This window comes from Paenibacillus andongensis, from assembly GCF_025369935.1.
Taxonomy (GTDB): domain Bacteria; phylum Bacillota; class Bacilli; order Paenibacillales; family NBRC-103111; genus Paenibacillus_E; species Paenibacillus_E andongensis.
This window is the reverse complement of the sequence record NZ_CP104467.1, coordinates 798458-810668: the sequence shown is the minus strand read 5'-3', so window position 1 is coordinate 810668 and position 12211 is coordinate 798458. Positions and strand designations below refer to the sequence as shown.

Below are 12211 nucleotides of genomic sequence, written 5' to 3'. Positions count from 1 at the left end.
CGGACATAATGAGTCACACGTCTCCTTATTACGTTAGTACCGTTTTTCTTTTCTTGAACTTACGATTGCATTAGCCATATTTAAGAAGCTAGATACATCATCACCTGAATTCATTCTATCTTTTAGCAGTTGCAACTCGTTGATCATTTCATCCCTTGGTCTAGCAGATATATAATTCATATATATATTGATGAGTATGGCCTTTGTATTTTTTGATGAGGTCAACACGACCTTACTTGAAACAAAGCTTTGTAGCTCTTTTACCGTTTTGAACGCATCTTTAGACAAAAGCATTTTATTTAATTCAAAAAGCAGCTCCTGGATCTCAGGATCCGTATTATCATAGCTCGCCGAACCCTTTGAAATCGTTTCCTTTTTAGGGCGAGTATTTGATTCAGTTCCAGAAATACCATCTAGCTCTTGTACTAATTTGACGACATGGGCCAGAAAGGGCTCCGAACCTTTCATTAGTACGTCAGCAACCTGCTCGAATTCTTTGCCGCTATACCGCACTTTTAACTTCAACAAATCAAGTAACAATTCTTTGGACTGGTTCGTCATTCAATACCCACACTCCGTAAAAACTCGTCCCCGACAGCGTAAAATTCTTCCGTAATATGACCTCGCGCCCTAGTATCCTTGAACATCGGCTTTCCTTCACGAATACCGTTAACATAAGTTTTGGATTCTCTAACTTCATTATCGAATACATGCCAGTTGTTTTCTTTAGCAAAAGCTAAAACCTCTTTCTTAGAAATACGGTTTTCAGGTATGTCTCCTGCCTCTACATTATTAAAAATAATTCCAGAAACGGAAATCTTGTATTCTCCTTCGTTGTCCTCATTAAAATCCTCAATACTTCCCTTAAGCAGTGGCAGTCCTATGATCGCTAATTTCTCAGGCTTTACAGGAATAATTAACGAATCGCTGGCCAAATAGCTGGCCACTGATAAAATGGAGTCCGTCGGTGGACAATCTATCAGAATCAGGTCGTAATTACTCTTAAACTTCGCTAAAAATCGGCGCAGTTTATGCTCCTTCGTCGTTGGATTTTTCAAAGTTTTAGCTAACTCAGCTCTCGCTGGAATTAGATGTAGGAGACTACCGTCCGTCCACTCATCAACAGAATGAATAATAGCAGTTGTGACTTTGCTGCTGTTTTCAAAAATGTCGACAATAGATTGCCTAGAACTTTCTAAATATTCCCGATATCCGTCGCCCCCCATAAAAATTTGCGTTAGATTCGACTGGGGATCAAGATCGACGACTAATACTTTGTACATTTTTTTATAAGCAGCATACCAAGCTAGGTTGTAGGTTAGGGTGGTCTTTCCGACTCCGCCTTTCATATTAAGCATAGAGATAACTTTTGGCACTCTACCCGCTCCTTCTACCTATTATTGAATTTGGTTCTAACATTATGTTCATTCATGTTTGTTCAATAATACGTACGGAGTTTCCCACATATGCGTCATCGTTTGCATAACCCAAAAATGAAAAAACAGCCCGCGTTATTTGGGCTGTTTCACAATTATTCATACTCATATTTTAAAATATCTACTCCCACATTATACAATGATCTCCAGTAGCTTCTCGTGAATCGATCTCCAGTTTTTGCTTAGATCTACCGTACATACTTTAACCTCATGCCCAGAAACACGATATGTTAGGTCTACTGACTGATCTACTTTTGGATATAGCAGCATCCCTTTCAGTAATTTGTTTTGTGGCAGTTTTCTTTCATAATTTCTTAAATACGCATAAAGCTGATAAAGATTAGCACTCTTAACCTTTTCCGTGTCGTAGTGCCGAGATAAAGTTTCTATGGAGTATTTAGTATCGATAATCCACTTGACGCTCTCGCTTTCCAAAGAAATATCTGTCTTCATTACAGGTAAGTACGAGTGATCATTGTCATCCACCTCCCATTGAATGATGTCCCTCGATACCTTGTAGGTTAGCAATTCTTTTCTATAAAAATTCCGGACAAATTCTTCGAATAACTCGGCCATCTTATAATGGTTCCGTTCAAAGTCAATAAATCGATAGTTGCCGTCGTCTTCATTGATTAACAGTCCCTGATACAATAGCTTACATATATTTAGAATAAATCCATAGTGCATGTTGCTGCGCTGAAGAGTTACCCTCTGAAACAATTTGTAATCTAGTTTTAGAAGCGAAACTTCACCCAAATATGGATATACCATCATAATTTGGTCACGATAGGACTCACTTAAGTCCCTTGTCTTAAGTAACGCGTAGAGTGTTGATTTGATAATTTGGTTATGCAGAATATTAGGGCTTAGTTCATCATATGTGATTACCATTTTGCTACGATGAAAGGATAATTCTCGAATCGATTGGGGGAAATCAATTTTCCCTCTCAATGTAGATGACTCTTCATGAAATGGTTTATACTCACGGTAAAATCCCTTTTTCATTAACGCAGTTAATCTTATAATTAAAATTCTGGTTAGAAGATGATAGATGTCCTTATCCTCTTCTTGATTTATCGTGACTTCGTCCTTCTCTTTTAGCCGATCCCAGGCATAGCAAAGCATATAGTAAAGGTTGCGAATTGGAATTTTGTTAGGCTCGTTCAAGCAAACCCCTCACTTTATCTTCATCATCAAACCAGTACTCCCGTAGCAGCGGCTCCACTTCCATTTTTAGAATATGCTTGTACCAGGTCTCTTCATCTTGAACATTAGCCATTGGACAGAAGTAACTGTGCCCAATCTCGTAGCCTTTACCTAAGCTCACTTTATCATTTAAAATTTCACGATTGATGTCGTTCATGGCAGATACGATTCGGTCGATAAAACCTTGGCTAATGCCCTTACCTAGAAGATGTTCTTTAAATTGCAGTGTATGATAAGCTGACTCGATGGAAATAAAGGCGAATCTTCTCCTTAAAGCATAATCCACTAGCGCAAGTGATCGATCAGCCGTATTCATAGTTCCAATGAAGTAAAGATTTCTAGGTATATAAAAGACCTCATGGTCTTCCGAATACGTCAATTTGACAGCATAAGCCCTAGATCGTTTGTCGGCTTCAATCAACATCATGACTTCGCCGAAAATTTTTGACAGATTACCTCGGTTAATCTCATCAATAATCATGTAATAGTTATGGTCAGGATCCTTCATTGCACGATCACAGAACTCATAAAACAGCCCATTTTTAAGGCCAAAACCTCCGTTGCCTACTGGCTTATAGCCTTGAATGAAATCCTCATATGCATAGGATTGATGAAATTGGATCATTGCAATGCGACTATCATCTTTCGCACCATTATGATAGTAGGCAAGACGTTTTGCAACGTATGTTTTACCGACTCCTGGAGGTCCCTGTAAAATAATATTTTTCTTAATCTCTAAAGCTAATCGAATCTCCTCAATCTGTTCTGCAGAAATAAATACTTCCTGTGTCAGTTGATCAAGCCCATAGGGTTCCAAGGTCTGTTCATCTTCAACTGGATCTTCTTCGTTCTCAACAACTCCATCAAGAGGCTTGCTTTCCCCCATTAAATTAAGAACTGTTTCTATAAAATCTTCGTAAGGAGTCAAATTCGTAAGGGTCTTTAAGGCGAGCTTAGAATCAGATGGAAGATTCCAATTTCCACTCTTCAGCCAAAGTGCGGACCTGACCGATTTATAGTCAGAGCGTGAAAGGTCAAATCGATATTCGGACGTTATTTGACCAAACGCAATAATGGACCGGATACCTTTTTTAATAAAAACATAATCTCCAACTTTCATCTCATATAAAAATTGATAATTTGCCAATGCATCGTTGCTCGGATTATGATCGAGTCCATTTACTTCTTTCAATCTATCTGCAATTTCTTGTTTGGTCTGAAATTGCTGTAAATCACCAATCTCATCCCAGTTTACCGCGATGATTCCATTCTCGTGGAAGTCGTTCCACCGATGCGCATCTTCACCGGCAGCAAGAACCCAATACTGTGCTTCCCCTTCAGTTTGCTTTAGTGGAGTCTCCTTTTTTCCATACTTCACAAAGAGGAAGCTGAAAAATTGATCAATTTCCAAAAATATAGGAAGGTCCGTCTGCTTTCCTACTATCTTCAGATACTTATTTACTATTTCATGCTCCTGAAGACATGCTTGGAATTTAAGGAACTTAAGTGCCGTGGAATCTCCTTTGGCATAATCGGGCTTCAATTGCAAAACATTTTCGACTGCCACTTTATCTCGCTGGTTATAAAAGCAAAATTGGTCAGGAAACACGTTTCCAATTATTTCACTTGCGACACTTTCACCAAAACCAAATAATTTATATTTATCATCAGTAGTAAAGCGCTCGATTCGTTCTTCGATCGGATCTTCACCGTAGAGCAGATATAAGAAACTGCTTCGATACTTTTCAATTGGCTCGTTAATGTTTCCAAGCGCCCTCTTTTTGGCAAGCGCCATACCAAAGGCATTTATATGATCACCAAGTCGCTGAATATCCTCCCATTCAATGGTCTTTAAATAGTTTCGATCTTTGAATGTATTAAAGAATTCAAAGTTCCCTTTGAGAAAATTGCAGTTGTCAAACCATTTAGCCGCTTGGTTTCTAAATGCCAATAAATATTTCTCTAGAAGTGGTAAATTCGACTGCTCCGATAATTGACTCGGCGAATTCCAAAGCTGCAGCAATGTTTCATATTCACTTTCTAAGATTTTGTAGTTGGTAGCCTGATTCATTTTAAAAATAGGTAAGTCCGCGGTTTCGGGTAAATCTCTGAGTTCATGCCGCAATAACATGCCATCGTCCGGTATTACACGGTGTTCAAGTATTTGAAGTTCAACTCTCCAACATTCCCTAGTCTCATCGAAATATGGCTTAGCGGCTACCTTACACCAGCCAATGATTCCTCCAGAATTCTTCTTTGCTCCGTCTGATCTCCATAAAAAAACAGGGTCATGGATGGCAATTTCATCTTTATAATGTTTTTGTCTTATGTCCCAACTGATTCTTTGGTTTTCTGATACATAAGTGTCTATATCAAATTGTTTCGGGTTACCTTGAAAAATCCAATAATTCATTTTTGTCCCACCTATCATTTATTTTTGAAAACACCTATCTCTTTTACCTGCGTTAGTTAATTATTGGTAAATTCAACCCTAAGTTTAAAAATCCTTCTAGTCTCCTCCTTTCATCTGACCTTACTTTTAAACCAATTGAATTGATGATCAACTTATGATAAGAATTTAGCACTTTTTTCTGTCATTAGGATGACAGCGAACGTACGTTTTTAAAGGATTATTTCCAAGGAGGAAAGGGAGTTTGAATTCAATGCCTGCCATATGTATCGGTCAATATTGAAGTGGTGATACTTGTAATGTGTGTCTATTACACTGGAGGTCATTGCTATGGCGAGTTTAGAAAAAAGAGGTAAGAATTCATGGAGATTGACCGTTAGCATTGGAAGAGATGCAACAGGTAAATATATACGTCACGGTAAAACCGTTCATTGCCGAACTAAAAAGGAGGCTGAACTTGAACTTTCCAAATTTGAGATTGAAGTCCATGCCGGAGCTTACATTGCTCCTGAAAAATTGACGTTGCATGCTTTTGTGGATGAGTGGAGGGACAAGTATGCATTGCAGGAACTTGAAATAAAGACATTTTCCATATACATCAGAATTTTAAACAAACGAATTCTTCCAGCTATTGGACATTTACGATTAGATCAAGTGAAACCCTTGCATATCGCTTCCTTAATAAGCGAATTAGGCAAAGAAGGCCACAGACAGGACGGAAAGGATGGAAAGCTTTCATCTGGAACCATTCAGTACGTTTACCGTGTGTTGAAAAATGTCTTCTCAAGAGCAGTCGAGTGGAGAGTTATTAAATCTAATCCTGTTGCCGATGTAAAATCGCCTAAAGTCGTGTATAAGGAAAGTCAAGTATACGATGAAGATGAAATTCAATTATTATTTGAGGCATTAGAAAAAGAAGCTTATCATTGGCGCATGATGATCACTCTTGCTTTAACCACTGGTCTTCGCCGCGGCGAATTAGTTGGCCTAGAATGGAAAAATGTTGATTTGGAACAAGGCACAATTTATGTTAAACAGAGCATTTCAGATTTCATAAATGGCAATCCCGTTATTAAGGAACCGAAGACGAAAAAGTCTACGCGAAAGATCAACCTCTCTGATGCAGTATGGGAAGAATTGAGAGAATATCACGATTACTGCAAGCAGTTATGGGTTGAATTGGAGAAGACCAGAGATAACGATCATTTCTTTGTTTTCTTTAATCAGTATGGAAGAGCATTCTATCCGGAAAGCCCTTATCTGTGGTTTCGCGGGTTTTTAAAGAAGCAAAATTTAAAGTACATCAAATTCCATGATTTACGTCATACTTCCGCCACCTTATTAATCAACCAAGGTGTTCATGCCAAAATCATTTCCGAACGTCTGGGACATGCCAACATCACGACAACGATGAACATCTATGGGCATGTTTTATCAAAGGCTGATAAAGAAGCTGCCAATAAGTTCGATCTGATCATTCCATTTAAAAATCGCAAAGAAGCATAAGAACCCGAACGATTGCTGTACTAATCGCTCGGGTTCTTATGTTTAATGCTAATAAATAAAAAGAAAGTCTGCATATCCCCCTATCAGATACGTTAGTGCCTAAAAATTACAGAAATGATAATTGTTTAGAATAATTCCATCTGCTCAAGCCCTTCCATGTACACTCGGACTTCATGTAGCTTATGTTTATCAAGCACCTTTTTAAAATCTTCATTTTCATAAATCAGTTCATCTGATAAATCATAATAATCCAATATAACATCAATTCTTTCCAATATCTCATCCACTTGTGGAAATTTTAATTGATCATCAATATACATGTCGATAGCCTTCTCTATAGCTTGAACCTTATCTAACTGTTTATGTTCATAAATACGCTTAATAGATCTATACTGATTTAAAATTCTTTGAAAAAAACCATCATCATTTGCAGATTCTTTTTTCAAATGTTTTGCTAATTCCGATCTACTTTTAATTAGTATTGAATCTATTCCCGTTTTAAATGTTATCTTATTTTCATGTGTATCTTTATCTTGGCCTTCAACAGTATTTACAAATCTATTATCTGTTCCAGGATTTCCTTGGACAAAGGCTATAAACTCTTGTTTTACTCCCTGCATTTTTGAAGAATATTCATGCTTGTTATTTGTCCGAACCAAGTATCCAAATCTACCTGCGTCAAACAAATATTTTGAGTTTATTTTTTGAATCTCAACTTGAAATATACTCATATCCTCAAGTTCTTTAACATCTTGCTGTAAAAAGACATCCCAACTATTGTTCAATCTCTCTTGCGATTCACTTAGCAACTTATAAAATGGTTTTATATTTATTTTTCTATTTTCAATTTTAATACCTCTAAGTTGAATTTTTAGTAATTTATAATTATTTCGATAAAAATGAATCCTCTTTAATTTGTTTGGATCAACTGGAGGGTTGCCCTCCAACTTTCTCAAGGTATCATCAATTTCTTTCTCGATAACCTCTTGATGAGACGATTCAATACGTTCTAATTCAAAAGGAATTTGATACTCTTCCATCTCAGGAATATCTATTTCCGTGACTGGAAATTTATCTAAAACCAATTTTGTAATATCCATATCTCCGTACAAACCATTTGGGAAATTATATTGATAAGAATCCTCATCTAAAAAAGTTATTTTGGGCATGTAAAATAAAGTTCGATTGTCAACAACGATAATTGCCATTCTAATACAATCTTTGAGTTGCGGATGTAACAAGTTTCTATTCTCATTTATCATTTTTAATGCATGTGTATCGCCAAATCCTGCCCTTATTGCACTATCATTTTTTTCCACGTATAACTCACAATAAACTTGTCTTTTTTCAATAATATTTAATACTAAATCTATTTCCCATTTATAATAAGCAGGCTTTACAAAAATAATTCTTTTTTGGGCTTGTTTTAAAAACTCCTCTATTCCTTTGTCTGTAACGCTGGCAAATTGTAAACTACTCATATTTCATCTCCTGACTGGATTATGCCGAATAATCGCAGTGGTCATATGTCAAATTCTCTAATTTGGTAATATTCTCCTATGACTCCATTTAATCCTGCTAAAAAAGAGTGACTGACTGATTATTTTAAAGAACGAATATACGGAAACAAATCCATATCACGCTTACCATCTTTGAACCTTTTTCCTATATATACCTTAAAGAAAAATGAGAAAATTCCATTTTCCTCCTTTCGCGATTTTCAAATTTGCTATTTGAAGCCCCTACTATGTAGACCAAAAAATAAGGTTTTACCTCAATTCCCTGACCCTTGTCGCTGTTCCCTGGCAAAAGCAAAAGCCGAGCGAAGACCAGGGGAAATGCCTGAAGATCGCGCGACTGAGTGGCAGACTAATTTTCGACTTATAACAGCTTAAATAAATTCTATTTGATCATTCCATTTAAAAATCGCAAAGAAGCATAAGAACCCGAACGATTACTGTACTAATCGTTCGGGTTCTTTTCTTAAGGACTATAACAGTTTATTCAAAATGTGCCCTGTTTTAGGCTCTTTTCGGGTGATTTCAGCTAATTTCGGATTATTTATGTTGAATTTTTACACCAACTTTACACCAATGGCCAAAAAATCACTAAAAATCACTTCTGTATTACTAATTCAACCCTGCTGTTTCATCGGAAAAACCCAATATTAATAAGGCTTTTCAGCATCTGTTTCATTTCGTACAAGCAGCGCCACGCACTCCACATGCACCGTATGCGGAAACATATCCACCGGCGTCACCTCCGCGACGCCGTACCCGCCATCGACCAGTACGCGCAAGTCGCGCGCGAGTGTCGATGCGCTGCACGACACGTAGACGACGCGCCGCGGCTGCAGCTCGAGGATCGTCGCGAGCAGCGCCGGATCGCAGCCCTTGCGCGGCGGGTCCACTACGATCACGTCGGGCCGGACGCCCTGACGTGTCCACTCGGGGAGGACCACTTCCGCTGGGCCTGCCTCGAAGTGCACGTTCGTCATGCCGTTTAACTCGGCATTCTTCCGTGCATCGGCGATCGCCTCCTCGACGATCTCAACCCCGTACACCTGTCCCGCCTTCTGAGCGAGGAACAGGGAGATCGTTCCGATGCCGCAATAGGCATCGACCACAGTCTCGCCGCCAGTCAGCGCGGCGTACTCCAGTGCCTTCCCGTACAAGACTTCCGTCTGGACGGGGTTCACTTGATAGAACGATCGCGCGGAAATTGCAAATTTCACATCGCCGATATAGTCATAGATGACTTCGCTGCCCCACAGGACGCGAGTCTCATCCCCAAAAATAACATTGGTCTGTTTCACATTAATGTTATGGCAAATGCTCTTCACACCGGGCAGTGCAGCCCTAATGCCCGCGACCCACTCGGCGACACGAGGAATTTCCACACCATTGGTCACCAAAACAACCATGATCTCACCCGTGCGGAAGCCGACTTTGACGACGACGTGGCGCAGCAGTCCGTCATTACGCTCTTCATTATAAGCGCGAATGCCGAGCCGCGCGCCGATCTCTTTCACACGAGCGACGACTTCGTCGTTCGACTCATGTTGGATCAAACACTCATCCATATTGATGATGCGATGGCTTCCCTGCGCATAAAATCCTCCGATGAGTCCGCCCTGCTCTTCCCCAAAAGGAACCTGAGCCTTGTTCCGATACCTCCATGGATCGGTCATCCCCAGCGTGGGATGAACAACAATACCTTCCTCATCTGAAGAGGAAGATCTAACCTGCAGCTTCCCAATCCGCTGCAAATTATCCACAACCTGCTGGCGCTTCACGCGAAGCTGCGCCTCATAACTAAGGTGCTGCAGCTGACAGCCGCCGCATTCCTCATATATCCCACAATCCGGCTTAACCCGATCCGGACTCACTTCCAGAACTTCCACAAGCGCAGCATAACCATACTGCTTCTTCAAATGCCCCACCCGCACAAGCGCACGCTCACCAGGCAGCGCACCAGCGACAAAAAGGGTAAAGCCGTTCACACGGCCCACCCCTTCGCCATCATGGCTGATCCCAATGATCTCAGCCTCATATTGCTGCCCAATCTGCACCGGCAGACCGGCCATCCAAGCCGGAGCCGCCTTCGCGACGGAATTCCCTGCTTTTCCAGAATTCCCAGTCCTACCGGAATTCCCTCTATTCCCTGCCGTCCCAAAATTCCCAGTTCCTCTATGTTTACCTGACGCTGAGCCAGAACTACCTTTTGCTTTCATATGACCCTCACTTTACTCAATCCTTGTTTCTTAATCTACCTAGTTCCGGACGCGGCGCGCAGGGGTAGTTTTTTGAAACTCCCTACTCCTGCTCCTCATCCCCATGACCCTGCACATTCCCTCTCAAATGAAACGGCGTGGTCAACGTCTCTAGGAACGTCTTCTTATAAATCGACTGCCCCGATTCATCCACAATAATCTGCAAATGACTCTTCAAATTCGTCATCACACAAGGCAGCGTGCCCCCGAACTCTCCATCCAGATTCAACTGGACGTAGTCCGGCGAATTAATCTCGATATGATTCGTTTGGAAATAAATCATATTCGGATCGCTCAGATGCTCGCCGCGCAGTGCGAGCGTGACCACTCTTATAAACTCAGCAAGATTACACTTGCGTAGAATCAACACATCGAACAGCCCATCATTCATACTCGCTTCCGGAGCCAGCTTCTCGAAGCCGCCGACGGAGTTGGAGTTACCTACGAGGAACATCATGACTTCCTCATGAATTTCCTTGTCGCCTGCCTTGACGTACAGCTCAATGGGCTTCAGCCTAGGCAGCTTCTCCAGTCCCTTCATATAATAGGCCAACTGGCCGATCATGGTCTTGAGCTTGCTTGGGACTTCGTACGTCAACTCGGTCATCGAGCCGCCGCCGGCGATGTTGATGAAGTAGCGGTTGTTGATTTTGCCTACATCAATGTCGGTTGTGTACTGCTGAACGATCAGATCGCAGGCGTACTCCAAATTCTTAGGAATGCCTAGCGCTCGGGCAAAATCGTTGGTCGTTCCCAGCGGCAAAATGCCAAGCGGGGGCCTGCCTTCTCTCTCGGCCATGCCGTTGACGACTTCGCACAGAGTGCCGTCTCCGCCTGCCGCGATGATCAGATCGAAGCCTCGGCTAACAGCATGGGCCGCTGCGAGTGTGGCGTCGCCTTCACCGATGGTAGCGTGTGTGGAGGTTTCGAAACCGCCGCGCTCTAAGCGCTGAAGAATTTCTGGCAAACGTTTTTTCATTTCTTCCCGGCCAGAAGTCGGATTATAGATCAGTCTTGCTCTTTTGACCATTGCGTCTCATCACCTGTTTCGCCTTCTGCGATTTCTGAAGCAATCTGCTTCTCGATCCATTTGGAAATTAGCGGACTAGGCAGCAGCGCCCGTCCATTATACCGATATTCGAACCCTTCCATGCGGGAAGGGATGACTTGTGTCGTGAAATAGCCTTCACTTAGAAAAAGCGGCGCAACGACGATCGTCTGGTCTGGCTTCTTCTGGGCCCACCAGGTCATCTTCTGTTTCACTTGATCTGGCAAAAGCATAGCGACATCCGCCTCGTCGTAGCCGCCTAGCGCTTTCAACCGCTCAGCGAGCAGCTCTAAGCCTTGGCGCCATTTGAGATGGAAGCCCTCTTCCTTACTTCCGTGACCGATGAGCAGGACGATTTCCTGACTTGGCGATTCGGAAAGCTCTTTGATTTTCGCATAAATAATCTCAGCAATCACGGGGTCGTCATCAATTGGCGATGTGAAATGAATGCGCGCCTTGATATCAAATGGTTCCATATCTGTCTCGAGAAGCGGCTGGTCTATCACACCTAGGGCGTAGCTGATTTCATCAATATGTGTACTCCCAGAGGACACGAACAGGGGAACGACGATTATATCCGTCACACCTTGCGCCTCTAAACTGTAAATACCATCTTGAATTAATCGCCCTTCCACCAACTCCAAATAAGACGCGTAGATCGGAACATTCATCGGCATCCTGACTGCAGACACGGCATCATCAACCAGCTGAACCCAGCCTTCATCCCGAGATCCATGGCTTATTACTAGCACACCATACTCGCTCATTTTGTTTTCCCCACCCGTTCTAACCATGCCTATAATCCTATGCTAACGAATGTGTTCACACATGTC

The 12211-nt window shown here is 41.5% G+C and carries 9 protein-coding genes; 1 reads left to right on the top strand and 8 read right to left on the bottom strand.

Annotated elements, in window-relative coordinates; genetic code table 11:
• Window positions 1-33: 33 nt before the first annotated feature.
• The 4 genes from NYR53_RS03675 to NYR53_RS03660 form a co-directional block, all read right to left on the bottom strand.
• Window positions 34-561, bottom strand: coding sequence for a hypothetical protein (locus NYR53_RS03675; protein WP_261303977.1), 528 nt, complete (start codon window positions 559-561; stop codon window positions 34-36).
• Window positions 558-1376, bottom strand: a complete 819-nt coding sequence (locus tag NYR53_RS03670) for a ParA family protein (RefSeq protein ID WP_261303976.1) — start codon at window positions 1374-1376, stop codon at window positions 558-560. Before NYR53_RS03670 ends, NYR53_RS03675 begins: the two co-directional genes overlap by 4 nt.
• Before the next feature lie 192 nt (window positions 1377-1568).
• Complete coding sequence (mcrC, locus tag NYR53_RS03665) at window positions 1569-2603, bottom strand: 5-methylcytosine-specific restriction endonuclease system specificity protein McrC (RefSeq protein ID WP_261303975.1); 1035 nt, start codon at window positions 2601-2603, stop codon at window positions 1569-1571.
• Complete coding sequence (locus NYR53_RS03660; RefSeq protein WP_261303974.1) at window positions 2590-5055, bottom strand: DUF8426 domain-containing protein; 2466 nt, start codon at window positions 5053-5055, stop codon at window positions 2590-2592. Before NYR53_RS03660 ends, mcrC begins: the two co-directional genes overlap by 14 nt.
• A gap of 327 nt (window positions 5056-5382) precedes the next feature.
• Between NYR53_RS03660 and NYR53_RS03655 the strand changes: the two genes are divergently transcribed.
• The gene (locus NYR53_RS03655) at window positions 5383-6558 is read left to right on the top strand and encodes a tyrosine-type recombinase/integrase (RefSeq protein WP_261303973.1); all 1176 of its coding nucleotides are present in this window, start codon (window positions 5383-5385) and stop codon (window positions 6556-6558) included.
• 125 nt (window positions 6559-6683) lie between these two features.
• On the opposite strand, the gene NYR53_RS03650 is transcribed toward NYR53_RS03655, so the two are convergent.
• The 4 genes from NYR53_RS03650 to NYR53_RS03635 all read right to left on the bottom strand — a co-directional run bounded on the left by NYR53_RS03650 (window position 6684) and on the right by NYR53_RS03635 (window position 12172).
• Complete coding sequence (locus tag NYR53_RS03650; RefSeq protein WP_261303972.1) at window positions 6684-8039, bottom strand: hypothetical protein; 1356 nt, start codon at window positions 8037-8039, stop codon at window positions 6684-6686.
• Between the two features lie 686 nt (window positions 8040-8725).
• Window positions 8726-10144 carry a 23S rRNA (uracil(1939)-C(5))-methyltransferase RlmD gene (gene rlmD / locus NYR53_RS03645; protein ID WP_261303971.1) on the bottom strand — a complete coding sequence of 473 codons (1419 nt, stop codon included), beginning with the start codon at window positions 10142-10144 and terminating at the stop codon, window positions 8726-8728.
• A 229-nt stretch (window positions 10145-10373) separates the two neighbouring features.
• The gene (locus NYR53_RS03640; RefSeq protein ID WP_261303970.1) at window positions 10374-11360 is read right to left on the bottom strand and encodes a diacylglycerol kinase; all 987 of its coding nucleotides are present in this window, start codon (window positions 11358-11360) and stop codon (window positions 10374-10376) included.
• Entirely contained in the window at window positions 11339-12172 is an 834-nt protein-coding gene (locus NYR53_RS03635) for a sirohydrochlorin chelatase (RefSeq protein ID WP_261303969.1), read from the bottom strand. The genes NYR53_RS03640 and NYR53_RS03635 overlap by 22 nt, the downstream gene beginning before the upstream one ends.
• Window positions 12173-12211: the final 39 nt, after the last annotated feature.

What these genes read in the sequence shown, in the direction of transcription:
- NYR53_RS03675 (WP_261303977.1), bottom strand. Translation starts at nt 561, where the DNA reads ATGACGAACCAGTCCAAAGAATTGTTACTTGATTTGTTGAAGTTAAAA.
- NYR53_RS03660 (WP_261303974.1), bottom strand. Translation starts at nt 5,055, where the DNA reads ATGAATTATTGGATTTTTCAAGGTAACCCGAAACAATTTGATATAGAC.
- NYR53_RS03655 (WP_261303973.1), top strand. Translation starts at nt 5,383, where the DNA reads ATGGCGAGTTTAGAAAAAAGAGGTAAGAATTCATGGAGATTGACCGTT.
- NYR53_RS03650 (WP_261303972.1), bottom strand. Translation starts at nt 8,039, where the DNA reads ATGAGTAGTTTACAATTTGCCAGCGTTACAGACAAAGGAATAGAGGAG.
- rlmD (WP_261303971.1), bottom strand. Translation starts at nt 10,144, where the DNA reads ATGGCCGGTCTGCCGGTGCAGATTGGGCAGCAATATGAGGCTGAGATC.
- NYR53_RS03640 (WP_261303970.1), bottom strand. Translation starts at nt 11,360, where the DNA reads ATGGTCAAAAGAGCAAGACTGATCTATAATCCGACTTCTGGCCGGGAA.
- NYR53_RS03635 (WP_261303969.1), bottom strand. Translation starts at nt 12,172, where the DNA reads ATGGTTAGAACGGGTGGGGAAAACAAAATGAGCGAGTATGGTGTGCTA.